At 69.6% G+C, this 15315-nt stretch carries 7 protein-coding genes and 1 pseudogene; 1 reads left to right on the forward strand and 7 read right to left on the reverse strand.

The features are described from left to right. Positions 1-86: 86 nt before the first annotated feature. From OO71_RS48715 to OO71_RS11505, 6 genes and pseudogenes are all read right to left on the reverse strand, one after another. Positions 87-270: pseudogene (locus tag OO71_RS48715) on the reverse strand (aldo/keto reductase); the annotation flags it as partial. 379 nt (positions 271-649) lie between these two features. Beyond that, entirely contained in the window at positions 650-1063 is a 414-nt protein-coding gene (locus OO71_RS11485; protein WP_051791434.1) for an SsgA family sporulation/cell division regulator, read from the reverse strand. 1038 nt (positions 1064-2101) lie between these two features. Next, the gene (locus OO71_RS11490) at positions 2102-3511 is read right to left on the reverse strand and encodes an L-fucose/L-arabinose isomerase family protein (protein ID WP_033289657.1); all 1410 of its coding nucleotides are present in this window, start codon (positions 3509-3511) and stop codon (positions 2102-2104) included. Positions 3512-3516: 5 nt separating this feature from the next. After that, a complete protein-coding gene (locus OO71_RS11495) occupies positions 3517-4521 on the reverse strand; it encodes a substrate-binding domain-containing protein (protein ID WP_033289658.1) in 1005 nt (334 codons plus the stop codon). A 25-nt stretch (positions 4522-4546) separates the two neighbouring features. Further along, positions 4547-5527: an ABC transporter permease gene (locus OO71_RS11500; protein ID WP_033289659.1), complete on the reverse strand. Its 981-nt coding sequence runs from the start codon at positions 5525-5527 to the stop codon at positions 4547-4549. Beyond that, positions 5524-7047, reverse strand: coding sequence for a sugar ABC transporter ATP-binding protein (locus OO71_RS11505; RefSeq protein ID WP_033289660.1), 1524 nt, complete (start codon positions 7045-7047; stop codon positions 5524-5526). Before OO71_RS11505 ends, OO71_RS11500 begins: the two co-directional genes overlap by 4 nt. A gap of 398 nt (positions 7048-7445) precedes the next feature. Here OO71_RS11505 and OO71_RS11510 point away from each other — a divergent pair, with 398 nt between their 5' ends. Then, entirely contained in the window at positions 7446-12902 is a 5457-nt protein-coding gene (locus tag OO71_RS11510) for an ATP-binding protein (RefSeq protein ID WP_033289661.1), read from the forward strand. Positions 12903-12908: 6 nt separating this feature from the next. On the opposite strand, the gene dnaE is transcribed toward OO71_RS11510, so the two are convergent. Beyond that, a partial coding sequence (gene dnaE / locus OO71_RS11515) for a DNA polymerase III subunit alpha (RefSeq protein WP_033289720.1) occupies positions 12909-15315 on the reverse strand: 2407 nt, incomplete at its 5' end.

A 15315-nucleotide genomic window follows, 5' to 3' on the forward strand; every position in this document is an offset into this window, starting at 1 on the left:
CGACCGCGCACTCCGGTTCACGACGGTCCTCGATCGGCGGGTTCACGTACGGATCGCGGCCCGCCTCCAGGTACCCGCGGCCGCTTCTCGCGGATGCGCTGGGGGGTAACGGATTTCGCGAAGACGACGTTGCCGAGCTGCAGATGCCACCGGAGCACGACCTGCGCGGGTCTTGCCGTATTGCTCCGCCAGCCCGGTGAGCAGCGGATCGTCGAGGACCTCGCCCTTCGCGAGCGGGCTCCACGCCTCGGTGACGATGCTGTGTTCCGCGGGTCCTGGTGCGGCAACGGCCGGTGGATGAGGGAGAGGTCCGCGTAGTCGAGGCCCAGCCGCTGGAGGCGGCCTTCCAGCGCGGTGATCGCGTTGTCGTGGCAGCGTCGTTGGCGAGCTTGGTCCGCGGGTTTCGACCGTAATGGTTTCGGCCTGCCCGGGCCTACTGGCGTCGATGACCACGGTCCGGCGAGGGTTTCGACGAGTTCGCGGAGGACGGGCGCGGTGGCCGCGTCGAGATCACCGGCCGGGGCGATGCTGTCCGCCTGCCGGACGGTGAGGTTCATCAGTGCGCATGTTCCGCAGACCTGCCTGCGCCGACCGCTGGGGCCAACCCGCCGAAGGCACGCACTGCGCCAGTGCCGTCCACTGTGGAGGGTCAGTCGCGGAGGGCGAGTTTGGCCAGCTCGTCGTCGAAGTCGAACCAGCTGCCCTCGTCGCCGGCAGGCACCTCGTCGTAGGTCCGGTCGAGGAAGTCGGCGAGCTCGCTCGCGGCGGCCTCCAGCACGGCGGACCCGTCGGGCGCATTCAGCTCGACGACGATCCGGCTGTCGTCAGCGGCGGGCCGCACCCGGACGTCGCCGTCCCCGGAAGGGGCGAGCAGCCCGTCGGCGAGCAGATCGCGCCCGAACAGCCAGCGCACGACCCCGCCCCCGGCGTGGTACCCGACGGACACCGCGAACGGATCCGAGGGGTCGTACTCGAGGTCGGCACGCACCGGCAGCGGGACGGACCCGAACGTGCGCAGCCCGAAGATGATCGTCGCGCGGACGACCTGAGGCTCGGCACCCACGGCGGCACCTCCTTCGTGTTACCCGGTCTCGAACACGTCCGGACCGTAGTGAATGGTTCTCCATGAGTAACGCGCCGTAAGAGAGTAAGCTGCCCGGCTGGCCAATCTTCACCCCAATGGTGGAGATTTATGTCTCACTTGCTTACTCCCGGGCAACAGAATGAGCACGAACGGGCAGCGGGAGGTGCCCCGACCGAGTCGCGGGCGAAACCGTGCCGGGGTGACGGGACCTGGGGAAACCACCACCGGGCCGAGCCGGGGGTGAACGGTCCGGCAGGGGACGGACGGGGGCCGTGCGGGGGCGGAATATCGGCTTGACGGGGTGCCGGAATCCGGTTGAAGCCGGGGCAGCTCGGTGCGGCGGGGGTCACGGGGGTTGATTGCTCACCGGGCGGGGTGATACCGGGGTGGCCTGCCGCCTCCGGGGTGATGCCTCCCGGGCGCGACGTCCGCGGCGCCGCCTCCAGAGCGCAACGTCCGACGCCACCTCCCTGGCGAAACATCCGGGGCGCTGCCGCCCGGGCACAACTTCCGGCGCCACCTCCCGGGCGAAACACCCGGGGCGCTGCCTCCCGGGCGCGACTTTCCGGCGCCACCTCCCCGGGCACAACGTCCGCGGCGTCACCTCCCGGGCGAAACACCCGGGGCGCTGCCTCCCGGGCGCAACTTTCCAACCCGCCGCCACCAAGGCCCGCTCCCGTCCACGGGAACATCACGACGATGGCAGCTCATCCCGCGGAACATCACCACTGCCTGCGCGTCCACCGGTGGCCACCGCGATTGCCCTCGTCTCCGCTGGACCACCCCGCTCGGGCGCGCGCTCCGCCGGAACGTCACCACCGTCTGCGCATCCGGCGACGTGTCACCACCCACGCCCCGGACACCACCCGCGTATCCGCCGAAACGCCGCCGCCCTGGCGGATCTCAGCCAAGGGCGCCGGTCAGATCAGGCAAACCGGGCATCATACCCGCGACAAGCCCGAAGGTCGCCCCGAAGCCGGACCCCAAACCCCGGCCCTTCACCGCAAGCTCACGAGGTCACCGGCTCCACTCCTCCACCCGGACCCCCATCAACCCCGCCGCCGCGCGTACCTCCCGTCGTCGATCCCCCGGTACCGCATGCACATGGTTCGCACCGAAACGGGACAAAAACACCTCCGCCGCACAATCCAGGCGGGCGAACGCATGCGGCCACTCCGGCGTGGACCGGGCCACCAGCTCCTGCGTAGTCACCTCGTCGTACGTCTCGAAGTCCGCCAGCACCAGCTGCAGCCGGTACTCCCCCGCCAGGCGGCTCAGCCGGGCCAGCGTCATCTGCCCCGGGGCCGCGATGTGCTGCACCGACGCACCACCGGCCGGGAAGAAGAACACCTCCGGGTACAGGTGCACGTTGGCCAGGTTCTCCGCCGGATCGTCGCTGCGGGCGGCGAACCACGTCGCGTGCTGGCCGGAGTTGCAGAGGTCCCAGACGTCGCGGTCCGGATGGTGGTGGCGGACGTCCGCGAACAGCACCGGCGTACCCGTGATCCGGTGCAGCAGCTGCATCGTGAGCGCGCCGTCCATGTCCGCCTCCGTCGCGGTGACGTGCACGGCCTTGGGCCCGTTCCAGTCGTACGGGTCGTTGAGCAGCGCCTCGGCCACGTCCGCGGTCGCGAAGTGCTCGGTCAGCTCCGGTTGCGCCTTGATGCCGGAGAAGTCGAGGTGCCGTTCGGCCACCACGTCGCGCACCGCCAGGTACAGCCGCAGCTGCCGCTCCAGCAGTTCGGGCGTGAGGCGGTCGCCGTCGTAGTGCACGGTGGCGTTCCGTTCCAGCCACTCGCGCCCCTTCTCCGCCTCCGACGACGCCGAGGCCTCCGAAGCCCGTCGTACCAGCTCGTACTGGTCGATTTCCTCGACGTCCACCCCGAACTGCCGCATCCACTGATCTGTGTTCGCCACCGCCGTGTTCATCCCCATCGGGCGCCCGCCGAAGCGGCCGAACGTCGAACCGCGCAGCGACCCGACGGCAGCCGCGGCGCTCGCGTGTGCGCTCACCGACGCGATCAGCTCCGCGTCGTCCGGCGCGCCCCACAACCGCGTGTGCGTACGCCCGATCTGGTCCAGCGCTCCCCCGGCGGCCAGCATGCCGACCAGGCCCGGCTCGGTCGGGTCGGTGCTCGCCACGAGCAGCAGCGGACCCGGGGTCGCGTCCGCGGCCAGCATCGTGAAGTGCGGAAACGCCCACACCGCGTAGTACAGCACCGTCACATCCACCGACCCGGCCGCCACCGAGCGCGCGGCCGCCGTTGCCGTGGTGTTCGTGGCGACCAGCCCGCCGCTGACGACGTCGTGGCCCGCTGCCGTCAGTGCGGCGGTGAAAGCGTCCATTTTGGACCGGATGAAGCCGGTGTTCCGCTGGTGCACGTGGTCGCGTCCGTCGGAGACGGCAAGGACACCGATTCGCGCCATGGGGGTCAGCTCCGGTTCAGCTCGGCGTACACCTGAGCCGCGTTGTCACGCGTGACCAGGCGGGTGGACAGGGTCTGGGTCTTGGCCACCGGCTGGCAGTCGATGAGCAGTTTCTTCGCCGCGGCAACGGCTTCCGCCCCGCCGGTGGGGTAGATGAACGTGGCCGACAACCGTCCCGCCTCGACCGCCTTGAGACCTCCTTCGGGCACCGGCAGGCCGTCGATGCCGACGATCGGCAGGTCGGCGCGACCCGCGTTCTGCGCGGCAATTCGCGCGCCCTCGGCCATCGGGTCGTTCTCGGAGAAGATCGCCTGCGCGTCCGGATGCGCTTTCAGCAACGCGTCCGCCTGCTGTTGTCCCTTGTCCCGCAACCAGTCCGCGTCCGCGGTGGCCAGGATCGTGATCCCGCGCCCCGCGATTCCTTCGGTGAACCCGTCGGCGCGCTCTTTCGCCGGAGTGGATCCGGCAAGTCCCTTCAACTCCACGATTTTCCCACCCTGCGGTAACACTTTCTCGGCGACGAACCGGCCCGCCTGCCGCCCGATGTCGACGTTGTCCGCGCCGATGAACGACGTATAAGCGTCCCCGTCCACTTTCCGGTCCAGCACCAGCACCGGAATGCCTTTGTCGTAAGCCTTCTTCACCACCCCGGTGAGCGGCGTCGCCTCGTTCGGGCTGATGATCAGCAAATCGATCCCCTGCGTGAGGAAAGTGTTGACCTGCTCGACCTGTTTCGCATTGTCCTGCGCGGCATCGGAATAGCTAATGCTGAATTGCGGTACACCGGCAGCAGCCTTGCGGATGTCGTCGTCCATCCGCTCGCGGTACGGCTCGGCGAGATTCGCCTGGCTCATCCCGATCCGGTACTTGCCGTCGGGTCCGTGACAGGTCTTGGCGGCCGGAGCGGTCCCGGACGCCCCTGGTGCGTTCTCGTGAGTGGTGCCGCAGGCGGCGGCCGAGACGAGGGCCAGCCCCGCCAGCACCGCCCCGCTGCGGATGATGCCGGACATCCGTTCCCCTTTCCCGGATCGTGCGCTAAACCGTCGCCGGACGCAGCCGCTGCAGGCCTGCGGCCAGCACGATCACCACGCCGACCACGATCAGCTGCACGTTCGAATCGATGTCGTTGAGCTGGAGGATGTTGTCGAGCACCCCGACGAGCAGCGCGCCGGCGACGGTGCCGAACACCGACCCGCGCCCGCCGGACAGGCTGGTCCCGCCGATCACGACGGCCGCGATGGCGTTGAGCTCGTAGCCGGTACCGTCGTTGGGCCCGCCGAAGTTGAGCTGTCCCGCGTGCACGATCCCGGCCAGCGCGGCGAGCAGCCCGCACACCCCGAACACCAGCACCTTGACCCGGATCACCGGAACCCCGGACAGCACCGCGGCCTTCTCGTTGCCGCCGATCGCGTACACGTGCCGCGAGAACGCGCTCGTCCGCAGGAGCAGCACGGCCAGCGCGGCGACCACCACGAAGATCAGCGCCGGAATCGGCACGACCCCGCCGAAAGTACGTTCGCCCAGCAGCGAAAACGGCACCGGCGCCTGGCCGGGGCCGTCGCCGTAGGTGATGGACACCCCTTCGCCGCCCGACCACATCCGCGCGATCCCGCGCGCGACCTGCATGCCCGCGAGCGTGACGATGAACGACTGGATCCGGAACCGCGCGCTCGCGATCCCTTGCAGCAGCCCGAATCCGAAGCCGAGCGCGAGGATCACCAGCACACCGGGCACGAGCCCCCAGCCATCGGTGGTCAGCAGTGTCGCCACGCCGACACTGGCCAGCCCCACCACCGACCCCACCGACAGGTCGATCCCGCCGACGAGGATCACCAGCGTCATCCCCACCGCGATGATGCCGATCTCGGAGATCGCGCGGACGACGTTGAACAGGTTGCCGCTGTCGAGGAACACCAGGTTCCCGTTGCGGTGCGGGGAAAAGACGATCGCCGCGGCGAAGACGAGCACCAGCCCGAACACACTCTGGAACCGGAACAGCACCCCCAGCCGCTTCACCGCACGTCTCCCATCGACGCGGCGAGCAGCTCCGCCTCACCCGCGCTGGCCGTGTCCAGCTCGTGCACGCTGCGCCCGCCCCGCACCACGACCACGCGGTCGCACACCCCCACCAGCTCCGCCGGTTCCGACGACGCCAGCAGCACCCCGACCCCGGCCCGCGCGGCCTCGCCCAGCAGCCGGTAGATCTCTGCCTTCGCACCCACGTCCACGCCCCGCGTCGGCTCGTCGAGCAGCAGCAACGCGGGTTCGGTGAGCAACGCCCGCCCCAGCACGACCTTCTGCTGGTTACCCCCGGACAACGCCCCCACCGGATCGGTCAGCGAGCTGTGCTTCACGCCCAGCCGCCTGGTCTCGCCTTCGGCCACGGCACGCTCGCGCCGTCCGGGGACCAGGCCGAACCGCGCCAGTCTGTCCACAATGGAGAGTACGGTGTTCGCGACCACCGAATGGTCCAGCGCAAGGCCCGCGATCCGCCGGTCCTCGGGCACGAACGCCATCCCCGCGCGCAGCGACGACCGCGGCGAACGGGGCCGGAACTCCTTGCCCCGGAAGAAAATCCGCCCGCCGATCACCTTGCTGCCAGAAGCGCCGTACAGGGTCTCCAGCAACTCCGTCCGCCCGGCACCGAGCAACCCGGCGACCCCGACGATCTCCCCCGCCCGCACGGTGAGACTGATCCCGTCCGGCTCCCGTCGCCCGGTCCGCGGGCGCACCACCAGGTCCGAAACCCGCAGCACCTCATCGCCGTCCGCCCCGGAAGCAGCGCGGAACATCAGATGCACCGGACGGCCGACCATCGCCTCGGCAGCCCGCGCGGCGGTCAGCTCCGCCGCACTGAACTCCGCGACGACCTCCCCGTTCCGCAGCACCGTCGCCCGGTCCGCGACCCGGCCGATCTCGTCCATCCGGTGCGACACATAGACAATCGCGACCCCGTCGGCACGCAGCTGGTCGATGACCGTGAACAGCCGCTCCACCTCCCGCGGCGACAGCGCCGACGTCGGCTCGTCCATCAGCAGGATGCGCGCGTGCAGCGACAACGCCTTCGCAATCGTGACGAGCTGCTGTTCCCCCGTCCGCAACCGCTCGACCGGCGTGCGCGGGTCGAGGTCCACTCCGGACCGCTCGAGCACCTCCCGGGTCTGCGCGAGCATCCGCCGCCGGTCGACCGTGCCGGCGCGAGTGTGCGGTTCCCGGCCGAGGAAGACGTTCTCCGCCACCGAAAGCGCAGGCACGAGGTCGAGTTCCTGATGGATCATCGCGATCCCGGCCCGGCGCGCGTCGGCCGGGTGGGCGATCCGGACCGCCTCCCCGCCGATCCGGATCGCCCCCTCCCCCGCCGTGACCTCCCCCGACAGGATCTTCAGCAGCGTCGACTTGCCCGCCCCGTTCTCGCCGAGCAGCGCGTGCACCTCGCCCGCCCGCACGGTGAGGTCCACCGCGCGCAGCGCCCGCACCCCGCCGTAGCTCTTGCCGGCACCGGCCAGCTCGACCAGCGCGACGCCGCCGTCGCCCATGCCCGCCCTCTCGGCCCCGCCCCGCGTCGAGAAATCGATTACCCGCGACGGTAGGACGACCCCGCGGGAGTGTCAAGGGTCACCCCCTCGCGAGGGGCGGAACCGGTACGCGGCCCGACGGGAACATGACTCGGCGCCGAACTCCCGGTAACACTTGCCCACGTCGGACTACCCCGGCGTGATTTGTGGCATACCTCGCGAGAAAACCCGCCTTGCCGTCGTGATCCGAGCGGTTTTTGGCGGGTTCCTACAATCCGGCAGGTCCGGCATGCGTCATGCCTGACATTGGTGTACCCGCCGGTAAGGGAGCAGGGTGTAGACGAGGACAGGCGACGTTCCGGCGAGCCGGGCGTCGCCTGCTGTGCGTGGGTGTCGTTCGGGTTCGGGAGGCTCTGTCCGTGTTCAGTCGTGTCGCCATCGTCAACCGTGGGGAAGCTGCCATGCGGCTGATCCACGCTGTCCGGGACCTCTCCGCGGAGACCGGGGAACAGATCGAGACGGTCGCGCTCTACACCGACGCGGACGCGAGCGCCACGTTCGTCCGCGAGGCCGACGTCGCGTACTCGCTCGGCCCGGCCGCCGCCCGGCCGTATCTCGACCTCGCCAAGCTGGAGAAGGCGCTGGTCGACACGGGCGCCGACGCGGCATGGGTCGGCTGGGGCTTCGTCGCCGAGGACCCGGCGTTCGCCGAGCTGTGCGCGAAGATCGGCATCACGTTCGTCGGCCCGAGCGCGGACGCGATGCGCAAGCTCGGCGACAAGATCGGCGCGAAGCTGATCGCCGAGGAGGTCGGCGTACCGGTCGCGCCGTGGAGCGGCGGCGAGGTCGCGACCCTGGAGGACGTGCTCGCCGCGGGTGACCGGATCGGTTACCCGCTGATGCTCAAGGCCACCGCGGGCGGCGGCGGGCGGGGGATCCGCAAGGTCGCTTCGGGGGACGAGCTCACCGAGGCGTACGAGCGCACCAGCCAGGAAGCGTTGCGCGCGTTCGGCAGCGGCATCGTGTTCCTGGAGCGGCTGGTCACCGGCGCGCGGCACGTCGAGGTGCAGGTGATCTCCGACGGTGAGACCGCGTGGGCGCTCGGGGTCCGCGACTGTTCGGTGCAGCGGCGCAACCAGAAGATCATCGAGGAGTCCGCGTCGCCGGTGCTGGCGCCGGAGCAGACGGCCGAGGTCAAGGCGTCGGCCGAACGGCTCGCGGTCGCGGTCGGCTACCGCGGCGCGTGCACCGTCGAATTCCTGTACCACCCTGGCGAGCGGCTGTTCGCGTTCCTGGAGGTCAACACCCGGCTGCAGGTGGAACACCCGATCACCGAGATCACCACCGGGACCGACCTGGTGCGGCTGCAGCTGCACGTCGCGTCCGGCGGCAAGCTCGACGGCACGCAGCCCGCGGAGCTCGGCCACGCGGTCGAGGCGCGGCTCAATGCCGAGGACCCGGACCGCGACTTCGCGCCGTCGCCCGGCCGCATCGCGCGGCTGCTGCTCCCGGCCGGTCCGGGCATCCGCGTGGACACCGGGGTCAGCGAGGGTGACACCATCCCGGCCGACTTCGACTCCATGATCGCCAAGATCATCGCCTACGGCAGCGACCGTGACCAGGCACTCGCGCGGCTGCGGCGGGCGATGGCGGAAACGTCCGTGCTCATCGAGGGCGGCGCCACCAACAAGAGTTTCGTGCTCGACCTGCTCGACCAGCCCGAGGTCATCGATGCCAGCGCGGACACCGGCTGGATCGACCGCGTCCGCGCCGAAGGGCGCCTGGTCACCACCCGCCATTCCGCGGTCGCGCTGGCCGCGGCGGCGATCGAGGCGTACGAGGACGACGAGGAGGTCGGCCGCCAGCGTCTGCTGTCCACCGCGCGCGGCGGCCGTCCCCAGGTCCAGCACGAAATCCGCCCGCTGGACCTGAAACTGCGCGGCGCGTCGTATCGCGTCACGGTGGCGCGAACCGGGCCGAAGCGGTACCGCATCGGCATCAGCGGCGGCGGTGACGTGCATCCCGCCGACGTCGAAATCGAGCGCTTCGACGAGCACAGCGGGCAGATCACCGTCAACGGCACCCGGTTCCGGCTGGTCACGGGCACGCACGGGCCGATCCACCTGGTGGAGGTCGACGGCGTCACGCACCGGGTCAGCCGCGACGAGGGCGGCGTCGTCCGCTCCCCCGCGCCCGCGCTGGTGGTCGCCACGCCGGTCGCGGTGGACGACGAGGTCGAGTCCGGCGCGCCGGTGCTCGTGCTGGAAAGCATGAAGATGGAGACGGTGCTGCGGGCGCCGTTCCGCGCGCGGGTCAAGGAACTCCCGGTGTCGATCGGCAGCCAGGTGGAGACCGGGGCCGCGCTGCTGCGCCTCGAACCGCTGGCCGATGGTGACGAGGAAGAGGCCGTCGTCGAGGCCGCGGAGATCGACCTGCCCGCCGAGCCGAATGGCAGGACGGCCGCCGACCGGGTCACGCGTGGCAGCCAGGACCTGCGCAGCCTGCTGCTCGGCTTCGACGCCGACCCGCACGATCAGGGCCGCGTGCTCAGCGGGTACCTGACGGCGCGCGCGGAGCTGCCGGTACGCCCGCTGGACGGCGAGATCGGGCTGCTCGAGGTATTCGCCGACCTCTCCGAGCTGAGCCGCAACAAACCGGCCGACGACGACCTCAGCGCGGCCAGCCCGGTGCACAGCGCACGCGAGTACTTCCACGCGTACCTGCAGAGTCTCGACGTCGAACGGGCCGGGCTGCCGGAGAAGTTCCAGGGCAGGCTGCGCCGTGTGCTCGGGCACTACGGCGTCGGCGACCTGGAGCGCACGCCGGAGCTGGAAGAGGCGGTGTTCCGGATCTTCCTTGCCCAGCAACGGGTTTCCGGCGACGGCGCGATCGTTTCCGCGCTGCTGCGGCAATGGCTCACCGAAGGGCCGCCGCCCGCCGAGCTGCGCGAGACGGCCGGTCTGACACTCGAACACCTGGTGGCCGCCACCCAGCTGCGCTTCCCCGCGATCAGTGACCTCGCGCGCGGCGTCGTGTTCCGCTGGTTCGCGCAGCCGCTGCTGCGCCGTGCCCGGGCCGAGGCGTACGCCGGAATCCGCGGGCATCTGCGGTATCTCGACCGGAATCCGGAGGCGCCGGACCGCGCCGAGCGGATTGCCGAGATGGTGTCCAGCAACGAGCCGCTGGTACGGCTGCTCGGCCAGCGGATCGGACGGCCGGGTGCCGACGCCGCGCCCCTGCTCGAGGTCCTGACCAGGCGGTATTACGGCAACAAGACGCTGTCCGACGTTCGCGTGCAGGAGGTCGCGGGCTGCCCGTTCGTCATCGCGGAGCACGCGGAACCGGCGCGGGTCGTCACCACCGCGGTCGACTTCCCGCAGCTGGCCGACGCGATGGCGGCGGTGGCCGAGCTGTCCGGCGACGCCGGGGCGCCGGTCGCCGCGGACGTGTACCTCACCTGGGCCGGGCAGCCGGACACCGACGCGATGGCCGGGCAGCTGGGTGAAGTCGTTGCCGCGCAACCGCTTCCGGCCGAGGTCACGCGCGTCACCACCACCGTCGCCGGGGGCGGCGGCGCGGTGATGCACCACCACTTCACCTTCCGCCGCAACGGTTCCGGCTTCGTCGAGGACCGGCTGATCCGCGGGCTGCACCCGCGCGTCGCGGAGCGGATGCAGCTGGAGCGGCTGCAGGAGTTCGACCTCACGCGGCTGCCCTCGGCCGACGAGGAGGTGTACCTCTTCACCTGCACCGCGCGGGCCAACCCGGCCGACGAGCGGCTGGTCGCGATGGCCCAGGTCCGCGACCTCACGCCGCTGCGCGAGGCGGACGGACGGCTCGTGTCGCTGCCCGCGGCCGAGGACACCCTCGCCGCGTGCCTCGACGCGATCCGCAACGCACAGGCCCGGCGGCCGGCGCGGAACCGCTTCGACACCAACCGGATCGTGATCTACGTCTGGCCGCCGAGCGGGATCACCATGGACGAGCTGAACCTGCTCGCCCGGCGCGTGCTGCCGACCACCGCGGGCGCCGGCCTGGAGGAAATCCAGTTCCTCGCCCGCCGCCGGAACGAGGAAACCGGCGAGCTGTCCGACGTCGCGGTCACGATCCGCAACGAGGTCGGCGCGGGTACGCGGCTCACCGTCGAGGCTCCGGTGACGGAGCCGCTGCAGCCGCTCGACGATTACCGGCAGAAGGTGCTGCGCGCGGCGCGGCGCGACACGGTGTACCCGTACGAGCTCACCGAACTGCTGGCCGGTGGCGGGTCCTTTGTGGAGCACGACCTCGACGACCGCGGCGCGCTGGTCCCGGTCGACCGGCCGCGCGGGCAGAACAAGGCCGCGATGGTGGCCGGGGTGGTCAGCACACCCACCGAGCGGGTGCCGGAAGGCGTGCAGCGCGTGCTGCTGCTGGGTGACCCGACGAAGTCTCTCGGCGCTTTGTCCGAACCGGAATGCGCCCGGGTGATCGCGGCGCTCGATCTCGCGGAACGCATGCGGGTGCCGGTGGAATGGTTCGCGTTGTCGTCCGGCGCCCGGATTTCCATGTCGTCGGGCACCGAGAACATGGACTGGGTCGCGGCCGCGCTCAAGCGGATCGTCGAGTTCACCCAGGACGGCGGCGAGATCAACATCGTGGTCGCCGGGATCACCGTGGGCGCGCAGCCGTACTGGAACGCCGAAGCCACGATGCTCATGCACACCAAGGGAATCCTGGTCATGACGCCGGATTCGGCCATGGTGCTCACCGGCAAGCAGGCGCTCGATTTCTCCGGCGGCGTGTCGGCCGAGGACAACTTCGGCATCGGCGGGTACGACCGCGTGATGGGTCCCAACGGGCAGGCGCAGTACTGGGCGCCGAACCTCGCCGGGGCGCGCGACGTGCTGATGGCGCACTACGCGCACACGTACGTGGTTCCGGGCGAGCCGGGTCCACGGCAGGCGGTCACCAGCGACCCGGCGGCGCGCGATGTGTCGGATTACCCGCACGCGATCGTCGACAGCGATTTCACCACGGTGGGCCAGATCTTCTCTGCGGAACACAACCCGGACCGCAAGAAGCCCTTCGATATCCGCACGGTGATGCGCGCACTGTCCGATCAGGACCATCCGGTGCTGGAACGCTGGGCAGGCATGGCGGACGCGGACACCGCGGCAGTGCAGGACGTGCACATCGGCGGGCGTCCGGTGTGCTTGCTGGGCATCGAATCCCGCTCGGTGCCGCGGCGCGGGTTCCCGCCCACCGATGGTCCGGACGCGTTCACCGCGGGTACCTTGTTCCCGCGGTCGTCGAAGAAGGCGGCGCGCGCGATCAACGCGGCCAGCGGCAACCGTCCGCTGGTGGTGCTGGCGAACCTGTCCGGCTTCGACGGCTCCCCGGAGTCCATGCGGAAACTACAGCTGGAATACGGCGCCGAAATCGGCCGGGCGATTGTGAACTTCCAGGGTCCGATCGTGTTCACGGTGATTTCCCGCTACCACGGCGGCGCGTTCGTGGTGTTTTCCAAGGCACTGAACCCGAATATGACGGTGCTGGCTTTGGAAGGCTCGTTCGCCTCCGTGCTGGGCGGTGCCCCGGCGGCGGCCGTGGTGTTCGCCGGAGATGTGAACACTCGTACCGCCAACGACCCGCGGGTCGCTTCGCTGCAGAAGCGGCTGGGTGAGCTGAGCGGTGCCGAGCGGGCTGCGTGCGCGGCTGAACTGGCGGAGGTCAAGACGACCGTGCGGGCCGAGAAGGTCGGCGAGGTGGCTGCCGAGTTCGACCGGGTACACAGCATCCAGCGTGCCGTGGAGGTCGGCTCCGTGGACGCGATCGTGAGCGTGGCGCAGCTGCGGCCGCGCATCATCGAGGCGATCGAGCACGGCCTGAAGCGCTGACCTTTCTTACGACGTCACGGTGATCCCCCGGATCGTTTTCACCTCGCCGAGGAGCGCCGGGGTCACCGTGACCGAGTAGCCGTCGAGCGCGTAGCGACGGTCGCCGACGTGCAGGTGCACCGGCGTGTTTCCCTGGTGCGCCTGCAGGGTTTGCTTGAGTTCGAGCACGACGGGCAGCGTCACCTTCTCCGCTCGGGTGTGCAGGACAAACGGCGTTTCGCCGAGTTCGGTGAGGTCAAGCGAGACGAGCCCGGCGCCGAAGATCGCCATCTTGTCCTCCCGCCAGTTCACCCGTCCTTTCACCAGAACTGCGTTGTCCTCCACGAGATCCGCCGCGCACAGGGCGTAAGATTTGGGGAAGAACAACACTTCCAAGGACGCGTCCAAGTCCTCGACGGTGCAGATCGCCCACGGTTCGCCCTTCTTGTTGATCCTTCGCTCCACTGCCGTGATCAATCCGGAAACGACGAGTTCACCTTCCTTCGGTGGATTGTCCATGATCGCGGCGATCGGTTTCGGCGCGTGCTTGCGGAGTACGCCCTCGGCGCCGTCGAGTGGATGACCGGAAACGTAGAGGCCGAGCATGTCCCGTTCATGAGCCAGCAGCTGTTTGCGCGGCCATTCCTCTTCGCTGAATTTCACGTGCGCCAACGGTGCGGCCGCGGGTTCCTTTTCACCGGTGGTGAAGAGGTCGAACTGGCCCATGGCTTCCTGGCGTTTGAGCGGCACCACGGCCTCGACCGCGTCCTCGTGCACCTGGATCATCGACAGCCGCGTGTGCCCCATCGAATCGAACGCGCCCGCCTTGATCAGCGACATGTACTCCGCGGTGTAATTCGCCTTGAGGTACGCGGTCCAGTACCCGACCAGCGCGTATCCCGCGGCGTGCGACTTGTTGAACGCATAGCCCGCGAACGGCAGAATGGTGTCCCACAAGGCTTGTACAGCTTCCCCGGAAAACCCGCTGGCGAGCATTCCTTCGTGGAAACCTTCGAACTCCTTTTCCAGGACCTCTTTCTTCTTCTTGCCCATCGCGCGGCGGAGCGTGTCCGCCCGTCCCATCGAATACTTCGCGACCTTCTGCGCGATCTGCATGATCTGCTCTTGGTACACGATAAGGCCATAAGTTTCGGCCAGGATCTCCCGCAGCGGTTCTTCGAGCTGCGGATGGACCGGCTCGATGGCCTGCCGGTGGTTTTTCCGGTCGGCATAGTTGTTGTGGGTGTTCATGGCCATCGGACCGGGGCGGTAGAGCGCGTTCACGGCGACGATGTCCTCGAACCCGGTGGGACGCATGCGGCGTAACAGATCCCGCATCGCGCCACCGTCCAATTGGAACACGCCGAGGCTGTCTCCCCTGGCCAGCAAGGCGAAGGTGGGGTCGTCGTCAGTGGTGAGCCGGTCGAGGTCGACGTCTTCGCCACGGTTGGCGCGGATGTTGTCGATCGCGTCGCCGATCACCGTCAGGTTGCGCAGGCCGAGGAAGTCCATCTTGAGCAGGCCGATGGCCTCGCACGACGGGTAGTCCCATCCGGTGATGACCGACCCGTCGTCGCGCTGCCACAACGGAATCATGTCCACCAGCGGTTCACTGGACATGATCACGGCGCACGCGTGGACCCCGGCGTTGCGGATCAGGCCTTCCAGGCCGCGGGCGGTGTCGAAGATCGTCTTGCACTCGTCGTCGGTCTCGACCAGCGCGCGGACCTCGGCGGCCTCCCCGTACCGCTCATGCTGCCGGTCGACGATGCCCGACAGCGGAATGTCCTTGGCCGCCACCGGAGGTGGCAGCGCTTTGGAGATCCGGTCGGCGATGGCGTACCCGGGCTGTCCGAAGTGGACCCGGGCGGAGTCCTTGATGGCCGCTTTCGTTTTGATCGTCCCGAAAGTGATGACCTGCGCGATCCGGTCCGAACCGTACTTCCCGGTGGCGTACCGGATCATCTCCCCGCGGCGGCGGTCGTCGAAGTCCATGTCGATGTCGGGCATGGACACGCGCTCGGGGTTCAGGAACCGTTCGAACAGCAGGCCGTGCTGGAGCGGGTCGAGGTTGGTGATCCGGAGCGCGTACGCCACCAGCGACCCGGCCGCGGAACCCCGGCCGGGCCCGACCCGGATCCCGGCTTCGCGGGCGTACGCCATGAGGTCCGCGGTGATCAGGAAGTACCCGGGAAACCCCTTGCCGGTGATCACTTCGAGCTCGTATTCGGCCCGTTCCCGATACTCGGCGGGTACCCCGTCCGGCAGGCGGTGTTCGAGACCGGCCAGCACCTCGTGGTGGAGCCAGGAGGCTTCGTCGTGGCCCTCGGGGACATCGAAGACCGGCATCCGGTCCTTGTGCGTGTACACCTCCTCATACGACTCGACCCGCTCGGCGATCCACAACGTGCTGTCCGCCGCCCCCGGCACCTCC

This window comes from Amycolatopsis jejuensis, assembly GCF_000717335.1.
GTDB classification, from domain to species: Bacteria; Actinomycetota; Actinomycetes; order Mycobacteriales; family Pseudonocardiaceae; genus Amycolatopsis; species Amycolatopsis jejuensis.

Coding starts and splice junctions, on each gene's coding strand:
- OO71_RS11495 (WP_033289658.1), bottom strand. CDS start 4,521: ATGTCCGGCATCATCCGCAGCGGGGCGGTGCTGGCGGGGCTGGCCCTC.
- OO71_RS11490 (WP_033289657.1), bottom strand. CDS start 3,511: ATGGCGCGAATCGGTGTCCTTGCCGTCTCCGACGGACGCGACCACGTG.
- OO71_RS11505 (WP_033289660.1), bottom strand. CDS start 7,047: ATGGGCGACGGCGGCGTCGCGCTGGTCGAGCTGGCCGGTGCCGGCAAG.